16 protein-coding genes are annotated in these 22,664 nt (G+C 70.3%); 15 read left to right on the top strand and 1 reads right to left on the bottom strand.

What is annotated here, in order from left to right:
• The first annotated feature begins 14 nt into the window (after positions 1-14).
• The gene (locus ACT1U9_RS32295; RefSeq protein WP_444536172.1) at positions 15-1,967 is read left to right on the top strand and encodes an amino acid transporter; all 1,953 of its coding nucleotides are present in this window, start codon (positions 15-17) and stop codon (positions 1,965-1,967) included.
• 169 nt (positions 1,968-2,136) lie between these two features.
• Here the strand turns inward: ACT1U9_RS32295 and ACT1U9_RS32290 are convergent, their stop codons facing one another.
• A complete protein-coding gene (locus ACT1U9_RS32290; protein WP_444536171.1) occupies positions 2,137-2,289 on the bottom strand; it encodes a hypothetical protein in 153 nt (50 codons plus the stop codon).
• 514 nt (positions 2,290-2,803) lie between these two features.
• Between ACT1U9_RS32290 and ACT1U9_RS32285 the strand changes: the two genes are divergently transcribed.
• The 14 genes from ACT1U9_RS32285 (at position 2,804) to ACT1U9_RS32220 (ending at position 22,661) form a co-directional block, all read left to right on the top strand.
• A complete protein-coding gene (locus ACT1U9_RS32285) occupies positions 2,804-4,282 on the top strand; it encodes a sugar transferase (protein WP_444536170.1) in 1,479 nt (492 codons plus the stop codon).
• Between the two features lie 73 nt (positions 4,283-4,355).
• Positions 4,356-5,672, top strand: a complete 1,317-nt coding sequence (locus tag ACT1U9_RS32280; RefSeq protein ID WP_444536169.1) for a nucleotide sugar dehydrogenase — start codon at positions 4,356-4,358, stop codon at positions 5,670-5,672.
• Entirely contained in the window at positions 5,662-6,927 is a 1,266-nt protein-coding gene (locus ACT1U9_RS32275) for a glycosyltransferase family 4 protein (protein ID WP_444536168.1), read from the top strand. The genes ACT1U9_RS32280 and ACT1U9_RS32275 overlap by 11 nt, the downstream gene beginning before the upstream one ends.
• Positions 6,924-8,294, top strand: a complete 1,371-nt coding sequence (locus ACT1U9_RS32270; protein WP_444536167.1) for a Wzz/FepE/Etk N-terminal domain-containing protein — start codon at positions 6,924-6,926, stop codon at positions 8,292-8,294. The genes ACT1U9_RS32275 and ACT1U9_RS32270 overlap by 4 nt, the downstream gene beginning before the upstream one ends.
• The gene (locus tag ACT1U9_RS32265; RefSeq protein WP_444536166.1) at positions 8,291-9,814 is read left to right on the top strand and encodes a Wzz/FepE/Etk N-terminal domain-containing protein; all 1,524 of its coding nucleotides are present in this window, start codon (positions 8,291-8,293) and stop codon (positions 9,812-9,814) included. Before ACT1U9_RS32270 ends, ACT1U9_RS32265 begins: the two co-directional genes overlap by 4 nt.
• 3 nt (positions 9,815-9,817) lie before the next feature.
• Positions 9,818-11,752 carry an asparagine synthase (glutamine-hydrolyzing) gene (gene asnB / locus ACT1U9_RS32260; RefSeq protein WP_444536165.1) on the top strand — a complete coding sequence of 645 codons (1,935 nt, stop codon included), beginning with the start codon at positions 9,818-9,820 and terminating at the stop codon, positions 11,750-11,752.
• A gap of 18 nt (positions 11,753-11,770) precedes the next feature.
• Positions 11,771-13,942 (top strand): bi-domain-containing oxidoreductase, encoded by a 2,172-nt coding sequence (locus tag ACT1U9_RS32255; protein WP_444536164.1) that lies wholly within the window; start codon positions 11,771-11,773, stop codon positions 13,940-13,942.
• A complete protein-coding gene (locus ACT1U9_RS32250) occupies positions 13,939-15,903 on the top strand; it encodes an alginate lyase family protein (protein ID WP_444536163.1) in 1,965 nt (654 codons plus the stop codon). The genes ACT1U9_RS32255 and ACT1U9_RS32250 overlap by 4 nt, the downstream gene beginning before the upstream one ends.
• On the top strand, positions 15,903-17,432 hold the full coding sequence (locus tag ACT1U9_RS32245) for a right-handed parallel beta-helix repeat-containing protein (RefSeq protein WP_444536162.1): 1,530 nt from the start codon (positions 15,903-15,905) through the stop codon (positions 17,430-17,432). Before ACT1U9_RS32250 ends, ACT1U9_RS32245 begins: the two co-directional genes overlap by 1 nt.
• A gap of 1 nt (position 17,433) precedes the next feature.
• Complete coding sequence (locus ACT1U9_RS32240) at positions 17,434-18,738, top strand: O-antigen ligase domain-containing protein (protein WP_444536161.1); 1,305 nt, start codon at positions 17,434-17,436, stop codon at positions 18,736-18,738.
• Positions 18,739-18,740: 2 nt separating this feature from the next.
• Positions 18,741-19,985 (top strand): glycosyltransferase, encoded by a 1,245-nt coding sequence (locus tag ACT1U9_RS32235; protein ID WP_444536160.1) that lies wholly within the window; start codon positions 18,741-18,743, stop codon positions 19,983-19,985.
• Complete coding sequence (locus ACT1U9_RS32230; protein WP_444536159.1) at positions 19,982-21,226, top strand: class I SAM-dependent methyltransferase; 1,245 nt, start codon at positions 19,982-19,984, stop codon at positions 21,224-21,226. The genes ACT1U9_RS32235 and ACT1U9_RS32230 overlap by 4 nt, the downstream gene beginning before the upstream one ends.
• Positions 21,223-22,017, top strand: coding sequence for a sugar phosphate nucleotidyltransferase (locus ACT1U9_RS32225; protein ID WP_444536158.1), 795 nt, complete (start codon positions 21,223-21,225; stop codon positions 22,015-22,017). Before ACT1U9_RS32230 ends, ACT1U9_RS32225 begins: the two co-directional genes overlap by 4 nt.
• Complete coding sequence (locus ACT1U9_RS32220; protein ID WP_444536157.1) at positions 22,014-22,661, top strand: PIG-L deacetylase family protein; 648 nt, start codon at positions 22,014-22,016, stop codon at positions 22,659-22,661. The genes ACT1U9_RS32225 and ACT1U9_RS32220 overlap by 4 nt, the downstream gene beginning before the upstream one ends.
• Positions 22,662-22,664: the final 3 nt, after the last annotated feature.

Raw genomic sequence — 22,664 nt, 5'->3', positions numbered from 1 at the left:
CCCAGGAGCACCCCATGGCCGCCAGCAACGACACGCGCACGAGCAGGCTGCGCGCGTGGATGCTGGAGGGGCTGTCCGACATGGGCAAAGGCCGCCCGTCCGTCCCCAAGGCAGAGCCGGCGACCAGCCACGAGGGGCAGCCCTGGTGGCGGGTGATGTGCCTGACGGGCGTCGACTACTTCTCGACCCTCGGCTACCAGCCGGGCATCGCCGCCCTCGCGGCCGGGCTGCTCTCCCCCATCGCGACGATCGTGCTCGTGATCGTGACGCTGGCCGGCGCCCTGCCGGTCTACCGGCGGGTCGCGGAGGAGAGCCCGCACGGCGCGGGCTCGATCGCGATGCTGTCGCGGCTGCTGTCGTTCTGGAAGGGCAAGCTGTTCGTCCTCACCCTGCTCGGCTTCGCCGCGACCGACTTCCTCATCACGATCACCCTGTCGGCCGCGGACGCCTCCACCCATCTGGTCGAGAACCCCCATCTGGAAAAAGCCCTGCACGACCAGCAGGTTCTGATCACCATGATCCTCGTCGCGCTGCTCGGCGCGGTGTTCCTCAAAGGCTTCCTGGAGGCGATCGGCGTCGCCGTCGCCCTGGTCGGGATCTACCTCGTACTCAACGTCGTCGTCGTGATCACCGGTTTCGCACACGTCTTCACCGAAGGCCATGTCGTGACCGACTGGACCGCCGCGCTCACCACCGAACACGGCAGTGCCTTCGCCATGATCGGTGTCGCCCTGATCGTCTTCCCCAAACTGGCTCTGGGCCTGTCGGGCTTCGAGACCGGCGTGGCAGTGATGCCGCATGTCAAGGGCGCCCCCGCCGACACCGAGGCCAGGCCGACCGGACGCATCCTGGGCGCCAAGAAGCTGCTCACCACCGCCGCGCTGATCATGAGCGTCTTCCTCATCGCCACCAGCTTCATCACCACCGTGCTCATCCCCCACAAGGAGTTCGAGACCGGCGGCAAGGCCAACGGCCGCGCCCTGGCCTACCTCTCCCACCAGTACCTCGGAAACACCTTCGGCACGGTCTACGACGTCTCCACCATCCTCATCCTGTGGTTCGCGGGCGCCTCCGCCATGGCCGGTCTGCTCAACCTGATGCCGCGCTACCTGCCCAAGTACGGCATGGCCCCGCACTGGGCCCGCGCCGTGCGCCCCATGGTCATCGTCTTCACCCTGGTCGCGTTCCTCGTCACCTGGCTCTTCGACGCGGACGTCGACGCCCAGGGCGGCGCGTACGCCACCGGCGTCCTCGTCCTGATCTGCTCCGCCGCCATCGCCGTCACCATCGCGGCACGCAAGGCCGGCCAGCGCGGCTGGACCATCGCCTTCGGCGCCATCTCGGCCACTTTCCTCTACACGACCGTCGTGAACGTGATCGAGCGCCCGGACGGTGTGAAGATCGGCGCCTGCTTCATCGCCGGCATCATCCTCATCTCCCTCGCCTCCCGGCTGGCCCGCGCCTTCGAGCTGCGTGTCACCCACATCGAACTCGACGAGATGGCCGAACGGTTCATCCGGGACGTCTCGCACCGAAGAGCCCGCTTCATCGCGAACGAGCCGGACCGCCGTGACGCCGCCGAGTACCGCGAGAAGATCGAGCAGATCCGCTCCGACAACGACATCCCCGCCCCGGAGGACTTCGTCTTCATGGAAGTCACGGTCACCGACCCCTCCGAGTTCGAAGGCGACATGAGTGTGCGCGGCGAGGTCATGCACGGCCGCTACCGCGTCCTCACCGTGGAGAGCTCCTCCGTCCCCAACGCCCTGGCCGCCCTCCTCCTGCACGCGCGCGACACCACCGGCACCTGCCCGCACATCTACTTCGAGTGGACCGAGGGCAACCCCTTCGCCAACTTCGTCCGCTTCTTCCTGTTCGGCCAGGGCGAGGTCGCTCCGGTCACCCGCGAAATCCTGCGCGAGGCCGAACCGGACCGCGCCCGGCGCCCCCGCGTCCACGTCGGCTGACGGGCTCGCCACAGAAGCAATAGAAAACCCCAACAGCCTCAATAGTCACAACACTCTCCACGCCATGTGTCATCACGAAGGTCTTGAATTGACCTCTGCGGGATAAACCTCAGGCCGACCTTGAGGCAGTTGCGCTCGCTTTTGGACATGCCGCCGGACACCGACACGATCAAGTCATGCGAGCCGCATGGTCCGGGCCGATCGCCCCGCCCGCACCGGGCACCCACAACGGCACGCCGTAGTCCACGAACAGCGGGAAGTCGCTGCCGAACTGGGCCTCGCAGAAGGTCCGTTGCAGCTCAGCGATCACTGCCGCGCGCAAGCCGCGCCCGGTAGCCGGGCGGGCTGCTGGTGTGCGCGGTGGCGTCGGGGCACCTGGAGGCGGTGACCCAACGGTGGAATCCAGTCTCAAAGCTGAGCACAAGTTATACACATCCCCTCTACAACTCGGCTCCGGTGGTCTAGATTGTGCGTGCTTCGGCCCCTCGGGCACGAAGCGACCAATGATGATCTACAGGTTCGGCAATACGGACAGCCATCAGTCGTGTCCCCGGCGCCAGACGTGGAGGTGATCAATCCTGGAGCCCGAGAGGGGGCCTTGGGTGCGGGGAGCACCCGGGGTTCGATGGGTTCCCGCACACCTCGAAAGCCCGGCAGGACATGCGAGTCCGCTGCCGCCAGGGCGGGTTGTTCAAGCAGCACTGCAATAGCCGGGATGTCATGCGCGGGGGGCGTGGGCCTCCCGAGGGGAGAGACAGTGCGGGGGGCAGGGGCCTCCCGGGGGGAGGAACAGTGTTGGGCGAACACGTGGAAACACTGGCGACCTGGGGGGTCCTGTGCGGCAGGGGGGATTAGTCAGCCCGTTTCCGTCGGCGCGAAGACGTCCGACGAACGGGGCGATCAACCAGCCCGCGAACGACTGGGAGCAGCGGTACCGCCGTACCGTGATCACCAGCGACACCGTGGCCACCGCCTTCGTGGTGGCGGCGATAGGCGGCTTCTTCGGGGTCCGGGACGCGACCAACTGGCACGAGAAGTGGAGAATCCTCGCCTTCGGCACCGAACTGCTGGTGCTCGGAGCGCTCGCGGTGAGCCGGTCATGGGCGCCGGCCGTGCTCGGCCAGGGCGCCGAGGAGTTCCGCCGGCTCGGACGCTCCCTGTTCACGGCGGCCGTCGTCCTGGCACTCGGCGGGATCGCCCTGACCTCGCGCAACATCAAGCTCTGGATCTTCGTCGCGATCCCCGCGATCGCGCTCACCACCATGACCGAGCGGTATCTGCTCCGTCTCTGGCTGCACAAGCAGCGCAAGGAAGGGCGGTGCCTGCGACCGGTGCTCGCCGCCGGGAGCCCGGCCACCGTGCGCGACCTGATCACCCGCACCCGCAAGTTCCCACACCTCGGCTGGCGGGTGGACGCCGTGTGCACGACGGACGGTGTCGAGCTCGACGGTGACCACCTGGACGGAGTGCCGGTCGTCGGCCAGCTCGCGGACGTCGCGGGCCATGTCCACCGCGACGGCTACCGTGTCGTCGCGGTCACACCGGACCCGCACTGGTCACCGGACCGGCTGCAGCGGCTGGCCTGGAACCTCGAAGGCAGCGACGCCGAGATGATCGTGGCCCCCGTACTGATGGAGGTGGCCGGACCGCGGCTGCACGTCGACGCGGTGCTCGGGATCCCGCTGCTGCGGGTCAGCATGCCCACCTTCACCGGCGGCCGCCGGGTCATAAAAGGGGTCGTCGACCGGATGGGCGCGGCGATCCTGCTGATGCTGTTCGCGCCGCTGATGGTGCTCGTCGCGCTGCTCGTCCTGGTGGACAGCCGGGGCGGGGCGGTCTACCGCCAGCGCAGGGTCGGCAAGGACGGCCGCGAGTTCACCATTATCAAGTTCCGCACCATGGTCGCCGGGGCCGACAGGGCACGTGCCGAGCTGGCCGACCGCAACGAAGGCGCCGGACTGCTGTTCAAGCTCCGCCGGGATCCGCGGGTGACCCGGGTGGGAGCGGTGCTGCGCCGCTACTCGATCGACGAACTCCCGCAGCTTTTCAACGTACTCACCGGATCGATGTCGCTCGTCGGCCCGCGGCCTCCACTGCCGGAGGAGTCCGCCGCGTACGGCCCGGACATCCGGCGGCGGCTCCTGGTCAAGCCCGGGCTCACCGGCCTGTGGCAGATCAGCGGACGCAGCGACCTGCCGTGGGAGGAGGCCGTCCGCCTCGACCTGCGGTACGTGGAGGACTGGTCGCTCGCCCTGGACACAGTGATCTTGTGGAAGACGCTGCGTGCGGTGCTCTACGGCCAGGGGGCCTACTGATGCACGGGGATCGCCGTCCGGCCGACACAGGGACCGCAGGCCGTCAGGGCCTGCCTGGGGGGAGGAACGGGTCATGAGAGTCAGCGTTTTCGGGCTCGGCTACGTGGGCTGCGTGTCGGCCGCGTGCCTGGCCAGCATGGGGCACGAGGTCATCGGGGTGGACGTCAACCAGGTGAAGGTCGACCTGGTCAACGACGGCAAGGCCCCGGTGGTCGAGGAGCGGATCGGCGAGCTCACCGCCGAGGTCGTGCGGACCGGGGCGTTACGCGCCACCACCGACGTCCGCGAGGCGATCACGGCCAGCGAGGTGTCACTGATCTGCGTGGGCACGCCGTCGGAGCCCAACGGCAGCCTGTGCACCACCTACTTGGAGCGGGTCACCGAGGAGATCGGCGCCGCGCTGGCCGAGCGGGGCGGACGGCACACCTTCGTGTTCCGCAGCACCATGCTCCCGGGCACCTGTCTGAACCTGCTGGTACCGATCCTGGAGAAGTACGTCGGCGGCACGGCCGGGGTGGACGTCGGGGTCGCGGTCAACCCGGAGTTCCTGCGCGAGGGCACGAGCGTGCGGGACTTCTTCGACCCGCCCAAGACCGTCATCGGCGAGCTCGATGCGGCGAGCGGCGACACGGTGCTGGCGCTGTACGACGGCTTGCCCGGCGAGGTGTTCCGGGTGCCGGTCCCGACAGCCGAGGCGATCAAGTACGCGGACAACGCGTTCCACGGCCTGAAGATCGGCTTCGCGAACGAGCTGGGCGCGGTGTGCCAGGCACTCGGGGTGGACTCGCACCAGGTGATGGACGTGTTCCTGGCCGACCACAAGCTGAACATCAGCCCCGCCTATCTGCGGCCCGGCTTCGCCTTCGGCGGCTCCTGCCTGCCCAAGGACCTGCGCAGCCTGGTCCACGCGGCGCAGCGGGCCGACATCTCGGTGCCCATCCTCGCCCATGTGCTGCCCTCCAACGCCGACCATCTGCAGCGCGCGGTGGACATGGTCGAGCGCACCGGCAAACGCCGGGTGGGCCTGTTCGGGCTGTCCTTCAAACCCGGCACCGACGACCTCCGCGAGAGCCCGCTCGTCGAGCTGGCGGAGAGACTCCACGGCAAGGGGTACGACCTGCGGATCCACGACGCCAATGTGAGCCTGTCCCGGCTGATCGGCGCGAACCGCGAGTACATCGAGACCCGGCTGCCGCACCTCGCGCAGCTGCTCGCGGACTCCGTCGAGGAGGTGCTGGAGCACGCCGAGGTGTGCCTGGTCGGGACCAGGGACCCGGCCGTGCTTTCGGCGCTCCCCCACGGCGACGGCCCGGTGATCGTCGACCTGATCCGCCTTCCCGACGCCGAGGCGCGCCGGACCGAAACGGGGTACATGGGCCTTGCTTGGTAACGCAATCAGCAACGACCGCCCGGACCGGCGCGCGCTGATCCTGGTGGAGAACCTGTCGGTGCCGTTCGACCGGCGGGTGTGGCAGGAGTGCACGACACTGCGCGACGCGGGCTGGACGGTGCACGTCATCTGTCCCCAGGGGAGCAAGCGGGACACGGAGGCGGAGGCGGAGATCGACGGGGTGCGGATTCACCGCTACCCGTTGCGCGCGGCCACCGGAGGGCCGGCCGGCTATCTGCGGGAGTACGGATCGGCGTTGTGGCATACGGCCCGGCTGGCCCGCAAGGTCGGCCCGGTCGACGTGGTCCACGCCTGCAACCCGCCGGACCTGCTGTTCCTGCCCGCGCTGTGGCTGAAGCGGCGCGGCGCGCGGTTCGTCTTCGACCAGCACGACCTGGTACCCGAGCTGTACCTCTCCCGGTTCGACCGCGGCCAAGATCTGCTCTACCGCGCCGTGTGCGCGCTGGAACGGCGGACCTACAAGGCCGCGGACATCGTGCTCGCCACGAACGAGAGCTACCGGGACGTCGCGGTGCGCCGTGGCCGTAAGCGGCCGGACGACGTGTTCGTGGTGCGCAGCGCGCCCCAGACCGACCGGTTCCAACCGGTGCCGCCCGAGCCGGAGTTGAAGCACGGCAAGCCTCATCTGCTGTGCTACCTCGGCGTGATGGGCCCTCAGGACGGCGTCGACTACGCGCTGCGGGCCCTTGCGAAGCTGCGCGACGAGCTCGGGCGCACGGACTGGCACGCGGTGTTCGTCGGCTCCGGCGACGCCTTCGACGCGATGGTGGAGCTGTCCCGGCGGCTCGGGCTCTCCGAGCAGGTGGAGTTCACCGGGCGCATCCCGGACGCCGATCTGGTGCGCTATCTGTCCACCGCGGACGTGTGCCTCTCCCCCGACCCGCGCAATCCGCTCAACGACGTGTCGACCATGAACAAGGTCCTGGAGTACATGGCGATGGGCCGGCCGATCGTCTCGTTCGACCTCCGGGAGGCACGCGTCTCCGCCGGTGACGCCGCCGTCTACGCGCCCGCCAACGACGAGGCCGAGTTCGCCAAGCTCATCGCGCTGCTCCTGGACGACCCGGAGAAGCGGGCCCGGATGGGCAAGATCGGCCAGGAGCGGATCAGCGGACAGCTTTCCTGGCGGAACTCGCAAGCCTCGCTGCTCGCCGCCTACGCCGCTGCCTGCCGTGACCACACCCGGGTCCCGGCGGGCGCCCGGGTCCGGGCACGGAGGAGGCCGCACCGTTGAGCGAGGACACGATACGTCTGGTCACGATCGGGCGGATTCTCCGTCGGCGCTGGCGGCTGCTCGCCCTCCTCACCGTGGTGGGCGCGGTCGTCGGCTACGGCACCTCGGTGGCGTTCTTCCCGCCGCGTTACACGGCGTCGGCTTCGGTGCTGCTGCCGGGGCAGTGGGAGGAGCGCGCGCTGCTCACCCAGACGGGGATCGCGACCAGTTCGGCGGTGGTCGACCGCGCGGCCACCGCGCTCCACTGGAACGGCGTCAGCGGCACCGAGCTGCAGAATGACGTGAGCGCCAAGGCCTCCGACGGGAACATCATCAAGATCTCGGGGAAGGCCGACACCCCGGAGCGCGCGCAGCGGCTCGCCGATCAGGTGGCCCAGCAGTTCGTCACCTTCGCCGCGCGGCTCGCGGGCGACAACAGCGACTCCGACACGACTTCGGGACCCGAGGCACTGCGGCAACAGGTGGACAAGACCAACCAGCGCATCACGGACCTGGCCAACGCGGCCGATCCGGGGCGGACCGTGGAGGGCGTGCAGGCCCGCACCGAACTCGAAAAGCTGCGCACCACGCTGCAGGAAGCCATGAAGAAACTGGACCAGGCCGGCCCGTCGGCCAACAAGGCCGGCATGGTCGTCATGGGGCCGGCGGCCAAGCCGACCGGCCAGGCACCGCCGACCAGGACACAACTCATCGTCATCGGGGCGCTGCTGTTCCTCCTGCTCTCGGTCATCGGCCATCTCACCGCCGCACGGGTCAATCGCCGACTGCGCACCGAACCGGAGATCGCCGCGGCACTGGGATCGGCACTCCTCGGCACCGTCGACGTACCGGGTGAACGGCCCGCGCACCGGCCACAGGGCCGTGGCTCGCGGGCCTTGATCCGCCGGCTGCTCGGCCTCGACATCCGGTGGGACACACCGAGCCTACAGACATCCGGAGACGAGGCCAGCAGACGGATCCGCTACCGGCGGGTGTGCGATCGCCTCCGGGACCAACTGCCCGCCCCCCGGCGGCTGTTGGTCGTAGTACCGAACGGCGACGAGATCGCCCGCCTGGCCGCCGGACAGCTCGTCGCCGAGGCCAAGAGCGGTCCGCTGCTGCGGGTGGTGGGCGTTTCGGTGTCCCAGCCGATGGTGCCGGACCGCGACACCGAGTCCGGTGCCCTGGTCGTGCTCAGCGCGGGCAGCTGGACCGCGGAGGAGCTCGCTGGCATCGCCGAGGCGTGTGCGGACGCGGGGCACGAGGTCGTCGGCAGTGTGGTCGCCGGCATCGTGCGGGCTCGTCCGACGCGCACGGCCGGCCATCCTCCGGATGACGCCACTTTGGCGCTCGCGGTGCGCGGCCATGCGAGCGGAGGTTCTGCGTGACGACGAGCAAGACGTCGGAGTCGGCCGCTCCGCTGCTCGACCTGCAAGCGCTGGTGGTGGCGGTGCGCAGGCGCCGCCGCCTGTGGTCCTGCATGGCGCTCCTGGGGCTACTGGTCGGCGCGGCGATGGCGGTCCTGCTGCCTCCGGCGCCGAGCGCGGTGACCAAAGTGCTGGTCGCGCATCAGGAGGACCAGGCGAACGACACCGGAACGCTGATCCGCACCGATGTCGCCCTGCTGGGGACCACGCGGATCGCCGGCGAGGCCCTGCAGTCCCTCAAGTCCCCGGAAAAACCGGAGGACTTCATAGGGAAGTACCGGGGTGCCGGCCTGACCAACAACCTGATGCAGATCACGGTGACCGCCGACAGCGACGCGCAGGCGGTGGCCCGGGCCAAGGCGCTGGCCGACGCGTTCATCGCGGACCATGTGAGACGGATGCAGGAGGCCGCGAAGGCCGAGGCCCAAGCCCTGCTCGACCAGCGCGACCGTATGCGCGACGAGCTCGCCCAGGTCAACAAGTCGATCGGGGACCGGTCGCCGGGGAGCGACCCGAAAGCGTCGGCGAGCATCGAGTCGCTCTTCGCCCGCCGGGCCGAACTCAACTCGCGGATCGCCGATTTCGACCAGCGCGCGGCGGAGGCGCGCACAGGCACGCCCAAGCTCGTCGCCGGCACGCAGATCGTGGACGCCCCGCGCGCGGTGCACCGCTCCTTGCCCAAGACCGCTGTCACCAACGCCGTGATCGGGCTGCTCCTCGGGCTGGTCCTCGGGCTCGCGGTGGCCGCGGTCGGCACGCTGGTGGCGGACCGCCCCGTGCTGCGGCGGGAGATCGCGGCGGACCTGGGGGCCTCGGTCATCGCGGAGCTGCCCCGCGCGCCCCGCTGGCCGGCCGGGCGGTGGCAGCGCCGACGGACCCGGGCGGCGCGCGAACGGCTCACCAAGACGCTGGCCCGCACCGTGCGCGGCTGCGCGGAACCGGTGTCGCTCCTCGAACTGGGCTGTGCGCGCACCACGAGCGTGATCGCCCTGGACCTGGCCGAGGCACTGGCACCGGACGGGCCGGTGGTCATCATCGACGCCCTGCCCGGCTCGGAGCTCGCCAACAGCCGCCAGAAGCCGGAAGGCCTGACCGTGGTCAGCGGCGAGAGTGCCGCCGACGTACCGGATGAGGCGCGCCGGCTCGGCGTCGGCTCGGTCTCGCCCGGCACGGCGTGGACCGACCTCCAGTACCTCGGCAGCCAGACCGTGCTCGTCGTGCGCGCCGGGCACGGCAGCGCCGCATGGCTGCACACCGTGGCGCGCCAGCTCGCGGACCTGAGCATTCCGGTGATCGGTGTGGTCCTGATCGACCCCGATCCGCGTGACCGGACCGACGGCACGCTGTGGGACGGGCTGCACACCGCGCTGCGCGGCCACAACGAGCGGCTGGCCCGACAGAAGGGGACGGGCCGGCAGCGGACGGAGCGACTGCCGATGTGGGCCGCACGGGTCCCCGACAGCGACCAGGAGGCGCGGTAGAACATGTGTGGCATCGCAGGCACTTACCGGTGGCCGGACGGGAAGGCCGTGACCGACCGGCTCACCGAAACCCTCGCCCACCGCGGACCGGACGGGGCGGGCCGCTACAGCCACCCCGCCGGTGACGGCGAGGTGCACCTCGGGCACCGCCGCCTTTCCATCATCGATCTGTCCGAGACCGGCGCCCAGCCGATGGCCAAGGACAGCCTCGTCCTGACGTACAACGGCGAGCTGTACAACGCGCCCGGACTGCGTGCCGAGCTGGCGGCCGCCGGGGTGCGCTTTCGCGGGACCTCCGACACCGAGGTGCTGCTTGAGGCCTGGCGGCGCTGGGGCACCGACTCTCTGCCCCGGCTGCGCGGTATGTTCGCGTTCGCGGTCTTCGACGAGCGGACCGGTGAACTGGTGCTCGCCCGCGACCAGTTGGGCATCAAACCCTTGTTCCTGCTCCGGCGCGGTACGGGCCTGGTGTTCGCCTCCGAGCTCAAGGCGCTCGCCGCCGTGAGCGGCGGGGCGCTGGAGGTGGACCATGCGGCGCTGGTGGCCTCGCTCCTTTACTACTGGGTACCGGACTCGCGCTGCGCGTTCCGCGAGGCGGAGAAGCTGCCGCCGGGGAGCTGGCTGCGGGTCAGGCCCGACGGCCGGGTGGAGCGCGGCCGGTACTGGAACCTCAAGGACGTGGCCGCCGAGGGCCGGGAGCGGGCCCGCAGCGGTGAGCGGCCGGACCTCGCCGCCATCGTCGAGGAGTCGACCCGTCAGCACCTGCTCTCCGACGTACCCGTGGCGACCTTCCTCTCCGGCGGTCTCGACTCCAGCTATCTGACCGCGCTCGCGGCCCGCCACCAACCCGGGATCTCCGCCTACACGATCGGGTTCCGCGCCGAGGACGCCAAGTTCGAGGCGATGCCGGACGACCTGCGCTATGCCCGGCAGGTGGCCGAGCGGTTCGGCGTCGACCTGCACGAGATCGAGATCGCCCCGAACGTGCTCGACCTGCTGCCGCAGATGACGTACCACCTGGACGAGCCGATCGGCGACCCCGCTGCGATCAACACGTTCCTGATCTGCTCGGCCGCCCGGGAGGCCGGGGTCAAGGTGATGCTCTCGGGGATGGGCGCCGACGAGCTGTTCGCCGGGTACCGCAAGCACCTGGCCAACCTGCTCGCCCTGCGCTACCAGCGCATCCCGCGGCCCCTGCGGCGCGGCCTGTCCAGCGCCGTGGACCGGCTGCCGGTCGCCACCTCCCGCCGGGGGTACCGGTCGGTGCGCTTCGCGAAGCGGTTCCTCTCCTTCGCCGATCTGCCGGAGGAGACAGCGTTCCGGCGCAGTTACACCATGTACGACCAGGACGAGCTGCTCGCCCTGGTCGATCCGGACCTGGCCGGGACGGTCGAGGACGTGCTGGCCGAGCACGCGGACGTCTACCAGGACAACGACCTCGACGACTTCGTCAACCGCATGTGCCTGGGCGACGCCCGGATGTTCCTGCCGGGCCTGAACCTCGCGTACACCGACCGCTCCAGCATGGCCGCCTCGACCGAGGTGCGGGTGCCGTACGTGGACGTCGAGGTGGTGAAAGCAGCGTTCGCCGTGCCCGGCGATCGCAAGATCGTCGGACGGCAGGGCAAGGCCGTCCTCAAGGAGGCGGCCACCTCGATCCTGCCCCGGGAGATCGTGTACCGGCCCAAGGGCCTGTTCAGCGCCCCGCTGCGGGCCTGGATGAGCCGCGATCTGGCACCGCTGGTACGCGAGGTGGTCAACGACGGCGTGCTCGTCAGCTCCGGGCTCCTGCGGCGCGACGCGCTGGCGCGCATGGTCGCCGAGGACGCGGCCGGGCAGCGGGACTTCTCCAAGCATCTGTGGCATGTGCTGACCCTTGAGTACTGGTATCGCGACGCGACCTCTGGGTCCGGTCAGAGCACTCGGTTAACGGCTTAGGAATTCAGAGGAGTTCGGGTGAAGCAGGTTGTACAGAACTACAAGAGCGGCGAGTTGGCGGTGCTCGACGTGCCGGTGCCGGGGTGCAAGCCGGGCGGTGTGCTGGTCCGCAGCGCCTACTCGCTGATATCCACCGGGACCGAGCTCATGAAGGTGTCCGAGGCCGGGATGTCGATGGTGGGCAAGGCCCGCTCCCGGCCGGACCAGGTGGCCAAGGTCATGCAGAGCGTGGCCACCAACGGGGTGCCCGCCACCTACCGCAAGGTGATGGGCAAGCTGGACTCCTACACGCCGCTGGGCTACTCGCTGTGCGGGGTGGTCGAGCAGGTCGGCGCCGGTATCGACGATGTGAAGGTCGGCGACCTCGTGGCCTGCGCCGGCAACGAGCACGCCTTGCACGCCGAGCTGAACTGGGTGCCGAAGAACCTCTACACCCCGGTGCCGGACGGCCTCGCGCCACAGCACGCGGCCTTCGGCACCGTCGGGTCGATCGCGATGCAGGGCGTCCGCCAGGGCGAGTCACGGCTCGGCGAAGTGGCCCTGGTCATCGGCCTCGGCCTGATCGGGCAGCTGGTGGCGCAGCTCCTCACCGCCTCGGGGGTCCGCGTCGTCGGCGCCGACCCCGACCCGGCGCGCTGCGAGCTCGCCGAGCGCCTGGGCGCCGCGGCCTGCGGCGATCCCGCGTCCGCGGCCGTGGAGACCGCCGTCGCCGAGCTCACCGGCGGTCACGGTGTGGACCAGGTGTACCTGGCCGCCGGCGGCGGCAGCAACCAGCCCGTCGAGCTGGCCGCCCGGCTCTGCCGCGACCGCGGCCGGGTCGTCGACATCGGCAAGTGCCGTCTGGACCTGCCGTGGAACGCGTACTACGAGAAGGAGCTCGACGTCCGGTTCTCGCGCTCTTACGGCCCCGGGCGCTACGACCCGGAGTACGAGCTGGAGGGGCGCGACTACCCGATCGGCTACGTGCGCTGGACCGAGCGCCGTAACCTCGCGTGCTTCCTCGATCTCCTCGCCCGTGGCAGCGTCGACGTGGACCCCTTGGTCTCCCACATCGCCGACTTCGATGACGCCGTCGAGACGTACCAGCGCCTCAAAGACGGCGACTTGAAGGCCGTGGCGGTGCTGTTCCGCTACCCCGGACAGGCGCGGGAAGCGCAGGCCCCGGCGCTCGCGGTACCTGCGGTGAACGTGAAGCGGAGTCCGGCCCGGGCCGCCAGGGGGCCGGTGCGCCTCGCGTTCGTCGGCGCGGGCAACTACGCGACGTCGATGCTGCTGCCGCACCTGGCCCAGCGCGACGGCGTCGAGTTGTCGACGGTCGTCACCACGACGGCGCTGTCCGCGGCCAATGCGAAGCGGAAGTTCGGCTTCACTGGGGCGACCACCGATCTCGACGCCGTGCTCGGCGACAAGTCGATCGACGCGGTGTTCGTGGTCACCCGGCACAGCTCGCACGCCGAACTGACCCGAAGGGCGCTGCTCGCCGGGAAGTCGGTGTTCGTGGAGAAGCCGTTGGCACTCACCGAGGACGAGCTGGCCGGTGTGCTCGCGGCGGTGGAGGAGTCCGGCAACGACCGGCTGCAGGTGGGCTTCAACCGCCGGTTCGCGCCGCTGCTCCAGGAGGCCAGGAAGCGGTTCGGCGCCCGGACCGGTCCGGCGCACCTGCGCTACCTGGTCAACGCGGGCCGCCTCGGGCACGGCAGCTGGTACCTCCAACAGGGCACCGAGGGCTCGCGGTTCGCGGGCGAGGGCGGGCACTTCATCGACACGGCGAGCTGGCTGCTCGGAGCCGACCCGGTATCGGTGTACGCGGTCGCCTCGTCCGGCAACGAGGACCTCCAGGTCGTACTGCGCTACCCGGACGAGTCCACCGCCACCATCAGCTACGTCACCACCGGCGCGCCCGGCTTCCCCAAGGAGACGCTGGACCTGGTCGCGGACGGCAAGGTGCTGCGGCTCGACGACTTCGTCCGTGCCTCGGTGTACGGGCGTAAGAAGTGGGTCAGTTCGCGGCTGCCCCAGGCCCGGGACAAGGGGCAGAACGCCGAGCTGGCCGCGTTCATCAGGGCCGTGCGGACCGGCGGGCCGATGCCGGTGCCGCTGGAGTCGCTTGTCGCCACCACCGCGGCCACTCTGGCCGTACAAACCGGTCTGGCCGGTGGCGCGCCGGTCACGTTGACGAGGACGCGATGACCATGAACGCGGGCTGGTACCTGCGGCGCCTTTCCCGGATGGGACCGCAGGAGGTCGGCGGCCGGGTGGGCGACGCGGTGCGCAGGCGGCGCTGGCGGTCGGCGCGGCCCGACTGCCCGAGGGTGACCGGCGCCAGGTTCACCGCGGTACTGCCCGCCGGGACCATCGCCGCCATACCTCCGGACGCCGCGAAACGTCTGATAGCCGAGGCGGACCGGCTGATGGACGGGCACGCCGAGTACTTCGGGGTGGACCGCCACGACCTGGCCGACCCGGACTGGTGGTGCGACCCGAAGACCGGGCGCCGGGCACCGTGGGGCTACGCCTTCGACGTGCCGTACCGCGACGAGGACGCGGTCGGGGACATCAAGCAGATCTGGGAGCTGTCCCGGCACCAGTACCTCACCGTGCTCGCCGCCGCCTACGCGATCACCGGGGACGAGCGGTACGCCGAGCGCGTGGCCAAGCACCTGCGGCTGTGGTGGGCGGCCAACCCACCGCTGCGCGGCGTGCACTGGATCAGCGGCATCGAGCTGGGCATCCGGCTGGTCTCCTGGGTGTGGATCCGCCGGCTGCTCGACGGCTGGCCGGGCGTGGCCGCGCTGTTCGAGGACAACCCGGTGGCGCGCAACCAGATCTGGCACCACCAGCGCTGGCTGGCCGCCTTCCCCAGCCGGGGGTCCTCGGCGAACAACCACGTCATCGCCGAGACCGCCGGGCAGTTCGCCGCGGCCTGCGCGTTCGGCTGGTTCCCCTCCTCGGCACGGTGGCGGGCCGACGCGCTGCGATCCCTTGAACGGCACCTGCGCGGCAACACCTTCCCCTCCGGCCTCAACCGCGAGCTGGCCACCGAGTACCACGGACTCGTCCTTGAGCTCGGCCTGGCCGCGGTGGCCGAGGCGGATGCCGCCGCCGTGCCGGTCCCCGCGTCCATCCGCCTTGTACTGCTGCGGATGACCGACGCGCTCGCGGCCGTCGTGGACAACCGCCTAAGGCCGCCGCGCCAGGGGGACGCGGACGACGGGCACGGCCTGGTCGTGGACGGCGCGGGCACCGACCGCTGGGGCTCGCTCCTTGCCACCGGGGACGTCGTGTTCGGCCGGCTCGCCTGGTGGCCGGTAGTGACCGGCACCGATGTGCGCACCCCGCTGCTCGCCGCGCTCATCAAGCCGTACGCGAAGAACGGAACCGTGACCCGTCCACCGAGCCGACCGGGCCACTTCGCCGACGCGGGCATGACCATCCTGCGCGGCCCGGAGGAGATCTGGTGCCGCTGCGACGGCGGTCCGCACGGCTTCCTGTCCATCGCCGCGCACGCCCACGCGGACGCGCTGTCCGTGGAGGTCCGGCACGACGGGGTCGATGTGCTCGCCGACCCGGGGACGTTCTGCTACCACGGGCAGCCCGAGTGGCGGCAGTACTTCCGGTCGACGCTCGGCCACAACACCCTCCAACTGGACGGCGCCGACCAGTCCGTCTCCGGCGGCCCGTTCCTGTGGACCCGGCATGCCCGCAGCCGCGTCCTGGTCGCGGACACCTCCGGCGAGGGTGTGGCCCGCTGGTGTGCCGAGCACGACGGTTACCAGCACTCCGTACACCGCCGTCGAGTGGAACTGACCTCCACGAGCGGCGAGTTGAAGGTGGTCGACGAGGTGCGCGGTCCACGTCGGGCCGTCCGCCTGGCGTTCCACCTCGGCCCGGCGATCACCGCGGACCTGGTGGACAACCGGGCACAGCTCACCTGGACCCGGGACGGCGAGGACCGCTCCGCGGTGCTCGACCTGCCCGGGCCGCTGTCCTGGCGGGCGCATCGCGGCGAGAGCGACCCGCCGCTGGGCTGGTACTCCCCCGGCTTCGGACGCAAGGAACCCACCACCACGCTGGTAGGCACCGGGTTCACCGACGGCGCGCAGGGGTTCACCACCGTACTCAGGTTCCACGGCCAGGGGGACCTGCGGTGATGAAGTGGCGCAACTGGGCGTGGCCGGCGGCACCGCTGGCATTCGTCCTGCTGGCAGCGACCGGCTGCGACAGCACGTCGGACGACTCGGCGGCGGAGCCGACCGCCCAGCCATCCACGTCCGCGGCCCGGAACGTGGCCCGGGTGTGCGCCAAGCCCGCGGCCGGGCCGACGAAGGCGCCGGCGGGCGCGGTGACGGTCGACCCCGCGGTGACCGGTGACCTGTCCGCGAAGACCAAGAGCAGCCCGGCGAACACCACGTTCTGGCTGCTGCCGGGCACGCACAAGCTGGAGTCGGACCGCTATGCCCAGGTCATTCCCAAGGAGGGGGACACCTATCTCGGCGCACCGGGCGCGGTGCTCGACGGAGGGAAGACCAACCAGTACGCGTTCGGCGGCCCCGCCCGCAACGTCACCATCCGCTACCTGACCGTGCAGGGATTCGTCGCGCCGCAGAACGAGGGCGTGGTCAACCACGATTCGGCCGACGGGTGGGTGATCGAGCACGCGACGATCCAGAACAACTCCGGCGCCGGGCTGATGGCCGGTGCCCGCCAGCAGGTCCGCGCCAGTTGCCTGCGCGGCAACGGGCAGTACGGAATGAACGCGTACAAGAGCGGCGATCCCATCAGCGGCCTGGTCATCGAGGGCAACGAGATCTCGGCCAACAACACCGACGACTGGGAGCGGAAGCAGTCGGGCTGCGGCTGCACCGGAGGCATCAAGTTCTGGGCCGTCAACGGCGCCGACATACGCGGCAACTGGGTGCACGACAACCACGGGACCGGATTGTGGGCGGACACCAACAACAACGACTTCCGCATCGAGGACAACGTCCTTGAGGCCAACGAGGGTGCCGCGCTGATCTACGAGACCAGCTACAACGCGGTCATCCGGAACAACACGATCCTGCGGAACAACTGGGTCGAGGGCCGCAGGTACGCCGACCGCGGCGACAGCTTCCCGTTCGCGACCATCTACCTGTCCGAGTCCGGCGGCGAACCACGGATCAAAGCACGTACGGACAAGATCGAGGTCTACGGGAACGTGCTGGAGAACAACTGGTCCGGCATCACCCTGTGGGAGAACGCCGACCGGTTCTGCAACAGCCCGGCCAACACCTCGTCCGGCGACTGCACCTTGCTGCAGCGGCAGTCCAACCGCTGCGCGCGGCCAGCGATCGCCACCGCACCGCTCTACGCCGACTGCCGGTGGAAGACCCAGCGGGTGGACATCCACAACAACCGCTTCGTGCTGGACACGTCCGTCGTCCACTGCACGGTGAAGTGCGACCGCATGGCGGTCCTGGCCAACTACGGCACCTATCCGGACTGGTCGCCGTACCAGGGCGAGCAGGTGGCCGAGGCGATCACTCTCAAGCAGCACAACCGCTGGCACGACAACGTCTACATCGGACCGTGGAAGTTCGTCGCCCACGACCCGAGCCGGGTGCTCGAATCCGGGCAGTGGCAGGCCACCCCGTACCAGCAGGACGCCGGCAGCACCTTCGCCCCACAGGCCGGTGGTTGAGATGAGCGGGAACCTGATGCGCGGCGGGCTGCCGGGCGGACCCGATACGGCGGGCCCACAGCCCGGCGCCGAACCGCGCCCAGAGGGCACACCGAGGATCGTCGGCACGATCTGGGGGCTGCTGATCCTCAACACGCTGGGCTCCGCCGGGGCGAAGACCATCATCCCGCTGCCCCGCTCCCTCATCCAGCTCGTCACCATGGGCGCGCTGCTCACCGCGTTCACGCTGGCGCTCGCACTCAATCTCCGGCTGCGCATCAAATCCAGCGCCTTCCTGCTCCTGCTCACCCTGCTGCTGGTGCCGAGCGTGATCTCCAGTGCGCACCTGCAGTCCGGGTTCGGCGCCCTGTTCCGCTGTTTCCGGCTGACTCTCTTCGTCAGCACGCTGTGGCTGCTGAGCCGCTGGTGGAACGACGGCCTGACGTTCGTCCGGCACCACATCCGGATGTACTTCGCGGTGCTCGGGACGGTCGCCGCCGGCCTGGTCGTCTCACCGGGCGCGGCCATGCCCGACCTCTACGGCGGACGCCTGGTCGGCGCGTTGTGGCCGCTCACACCGCCGCAGATCGGACAGTACGCCGCGGTGATCGTCGGGCTCACCGTACTGCTCGTACTGACCCGCCGGACCGACAGAACCAGCGCGACGGTGATCATCGTGCCGTCACTGATCCTGCTCGCGTTGACCCATACCCGGACGGCCACGCTCGGCCTGCTCATCGGGCTTGCGTTGGCGATCGGCTCGCTCGTCCTGACCAGCGCCGCCGCCCGCCGGTTCTTCTCCTGGACGGTGCTGACCGTCGTGGTGGCCGCGGTGGGGTTCGCCTCCGCGCTCCAGACCTGGTTCCTGCGCGGACAGGACAAGGAGAACTTCTCCAACCTCACCGGCCGGGCCAAGGTCTGGGACGCGCTGCTGGCAGCGCCCCGCACGACCGGGGAGAAGGTGTTCGGCGTGGGCCTGGGCGACAAGTCGTTCGGCGGGCTGCCGATCGACAACAGCTGGCTGGCCGTCTACAACGAACAGGGCCTGATCGGCGTCACCTTGGTGGCAGCGATCATCATCGTGCTCGCCGGCATCGCGTTGCTGCGGCCACCGTCGCTGCACAGGGCCTGCGCGATCTTCCTGATCAGCTACTGCGCGATCGCGTCGTACACCGAGGCGGGCCTTGGCGATGCCTCGCCGTATCTGCTGCATCTGGCCGTGGCCGCCGCGCTCCTCGCGTCACCCGACGCGGCCGCGCCCCTGGCGACGCCCGCAGTCCCCCGACGACAACTCCCGCGCCGGGCCCGGGAACGGAGGAGACCTTGAGCATGCACGTCCTCGTGGTGCACAACCGCTACTCCTCGGCGCAGCCGAGCGGGGAGAACAAGGTCGTCGACCAGGAAGTGGAGCTGCTGCGCGCGGCCGGCCACCGGGTCGAGGTGTTCGAGCGGCGCAGCGACGACATCGCCGCCAAGTCCCTGTGGGGCAAGGCCAAGGTGCCCCTGCTCGTGCCGTGGAACCCAGCGGTCCGCACGGAGCTCGCCGCCCGGCTCCGCGCCGAACGGCCGGACGTGGTGCACGTCCACAACGTCTTCCCGCTCCTGTCACCCGCGGTGCTCGCCGCCTGTGCCGACGCCGGCGTGCCCGCCGTCGCCACGCTGCACAACTACACCCAGGTCTGCCCGCCCGGCACCCTGCAACGCGACGGCCGCCCGTGCACCGAGTGCGTCGGGTCGGCGGCGCCGCTGCCCGCCGTCCGGCACGGCTGCTACCGCGACTCCCGCCTTGCGACGGTGCCGCTAGCGGTCAGCCTGTCGGTCAACCGGCGGCGGTGGTGGTCCGGAGTGGAGCGCTTCTTCTGCATCTCCGCGGCGCAGCGCGATGTCCTGGTACGGGCCGGCATGCCGGCCGAGCGCCTTGCGGTGAAGCACAACTTCGTGCCCGAACCGGGTGTCCGCCGAGCGGGCGCCGGAGAGCATCTGCTCTATCTCGGCCGGCTCGCGGAGGCCAAGGGCGTACGGCTGCTCATGGCCGCGTGGGACGAGATCGCCGCGGACGGCGGTGCGGGCGTGCCGCTCGTCATCGCGGGCGCGGGGCCACTGGAGGACGAGGTGACCGCCTGGGCGGCGGGCCGGGACGACGTGCGCTACGTCGGCCTGTACGACCCGGCCCAGTGCCGCCAGGCCATCGCGCGATCGGTCGCCGTGGTGGCTCCCTCGACATGGCTGGAGGCCTTCGGCCTGGTGGTCGTGGAGGCGATGGCAGCCGGGGTCCCGACCGTCGCCGCCGGTCACGGCGCCTTCGTCGAACTCGTCGAGGACGGGGTGACCGGGCTGCTGCACCGGCCGGGCGAGCCCGCCTCGCTCGCGTCCTGCATACGCCGGATCGCGGCCGAGCCGGGCCTGGGCCAGGAGATGGGTCAGGCGGCCCGACGCCGTTACGAGCAGGGGTTCAGCCCGGCCGTCGGCCTTGAGCGCCTGGTGGAGGAGTACCGCACCGCGATCGCGGGGCGGTCAGCACTGGCTCGCGGCGGGGACACCCGCGCGAGCAGGGGGGATGGGGACAGCAGATGACACGATGCCGACTCTGCGGCTCGGAAGCGATGGCGAGCGTCGTCGACCTTGGGGCGACGCCACCATGTGAGAGCTTTCTCGCCGCGGACCAACTGGACCAACCGGAGCCCGCGTACCCGCTGCACCTGCAAGTGTGCACCGACTGCTGGCTCGCGCAGATTCCGCCGCTGATCACGCCCGAGGAGACGTTCAGCGAGTACGCGTACTTCTCCTCGTACTCGACGTCCTGGGTCGAGCACGCGCGCACGTTCGTCGCCGACGCGGTGCAGCGGGTGGGTCTCGACACCGAAGGCTCCGACACCTTCGTGGTCGAAGTCGCCAGCAACGACGGGTACTTGCTGAAGCACGTGGTGGACCGCGGGATCCGCTGCCTCGGCATCGAGCCGTCGGTGAACGTCGGCGCCGCGGCGCGGGACGCGGGTGTGCCCACGCTCACGGAGTTCCTGAGCCCGGACACCGGCTCGGCCGTCCGCGCCGAGCACGGCCCGGCCAACCTGGTCGTGGCCAACAACGTGTACGCGCACATCCCCGACGTGGTCGGGTTCACCCAGGGTCTGCGCGCTCTGGTCGCCGACGACGGCTGGGTCTCCATCGAGGTGCAGCACCTGCTGACCCTGATCGAGGAGAACCAGTACGACACGATCTACCACGAGCACTTCCAGTACTACACGGTCGCGTCCGCGATCCGGGCGCTCGCGAGCGGTGGACTCGCGCTCGTGGACGTCGAGTTGCTGCCCACGCACGGCGGCTCCATCCGGCTGTGGGCCCGGCCGGCCGAGGTGGCCGGTGAGCCGACGTCCCGCGTGGCCGACGTGCTGGCCCGGGAGAAGGCCGCCGGGTTGCAGGAGCTGTCCGGGTACACCGAGTTCTCCGCCCGGGTGGCCAAGGTGCGCCGGGACCTCCTCAAGTTCCTCATCGAGGCGGCCGAGCGCGGCGAGACGGTGGTCGGCTACGGCGCTCCGGGCAAGGGCAACACCCTGCTCAACCACTGCGGCATCCGGCCCGACCTGCTCGCGTACACGGTCGACCGCAACCCCTACAAGCACGGCAGGTTCACCCCGGGCACCCGCATCCCGATCCTGCCGCCCGACCAGATCTCCGCCGACCGGCCGGACTATGTGCTCGTCCTCCCGTGGAACCTCCGGGACGAGCTGGTCGAGCAGCTGTCGTACGTGGGCGACTGGGGCGGCCGTCTTGTCTTTCCCATACCGGAACTGAGCATTGTCGAGGTCAAGGCATGAAGGTCGTTCTGTTCTGCGGCGGTTACGGGATGCGGATGCGCAGCGGGGCCTCCGACGACATGCCCAAGCCGATGGCGATGGTCGGCCCGCGGCCGCTGATCTGGCACGTCATGCGCTACTACGCGCACTTCGGGCACAAGGAGTTCATCCTGTGCCTCGGGTACGGGGCCCATCACATCAAGGACTTCTTCCTCAACTACGAGGAGACGACCTCCAACGACTTCGTGCTGCGGGGCGGGAAGACCGAACTCCTTTCCACCGACATCTCCGACTGGACGATCACGTTCGCGCAGACCGGCGTCGAGTCACCGATCGGTGAGCGGCTGCGCCGGGTGCGGCACCACCTGGACGGCGACGAGATGTTCCTCGCCAACTACGCCGATGTGCTCACCGACGCCCCGCTGCCGGAGATGATCGACAAGTTCGCCCAGCGGGACGCGGGCGCGTCGATGATGGTGGTGCCGCCGCAGTCCTCGTTCCACTGCGTCGACCTGGGCGAGGACGGCCTGGTGGGCGGCATCACCCCGGTGAGCGAACTGCCGATGTGGGAGAACGGCGGCTACTTCGTGCTCCGCCAGGAGGTCTTCGACCACATCCCGGAGGGCGGGGACCTGGTCGCTGACGGATGCGCCCAACTGGCCAAGCAGGGACGGCTGTTGGCGCACCAGCACCGCGGCTTCTGGAAGCCGACCGACACCGTGAAGGAGCGGGCCGCGCTCGACGACGCCTACGCCCGGGGCGACCGCCCGTGGGCCGTGTGGGAGCGCGACAGCGCGGGGGTGAGAGTGTGATCCGGCTCGGGGCCGGGCCTCTGGACCGGATCGTCGCGGTGGGCGCGCACTGCGACGACATCGCCATCGGAGCGGGCGGCACACTGCTGACACTGTGCCTCGCGCGGCCGGGTATCCGCGTCGACGCGCTGGTGCTCTCCGGCGGTGGCAGCGAGCGCGAGCAGGAGGAGCAGGCCGCGCTCGCCGCCTTCTGCCCGGGCGCCGATCTGCGACTGACCGTACTGAAGTTGCCGGACGGCCGGATGCCCGTGCACTGGGACGAGGCCAAGGCCGCCGTCGAGGAACTGCGCGAGCGGACCGAGCCGGATCTCGTGCTCGCCCCGCGCACCGATGACGCGCACCAGGACCACCGCGGCCTGGCGCAGCTGATACCCACCGCGTTCCGCGACCACCTCGTGCTCGGCTACGAGATCGTCAAGTGGGACGGCGATCTGGGCCGTCCGGCCGCGTACCAGCCGCTGTCGCCGGAAGTCGCCGAACAGAAGGTGCGGCTGCTGCAGGAGCACTACCCCTCGCAGCGGCACCGGCCCTGGTACGACCGCGAGGCCTTCCTCGGTCTCGCACGCATCCGCGGCATCGAATGCCACGCGCGCTACGCCGAGGCGTTCGCCGTCACCAAACTCACTCTCGACCTGGGGGAATGAACC

Source organism: Streptomyces sp. BR1, assembly GCF_052373795.1.
GTDB lineage: Bacteria > Actinomycetota > Actinomycetes > Streptomycetales > Streptomycetaceae > Streptomyces.
This window is presented reverse-complemented; position numbering and strand designations above follow the sequence as displayed.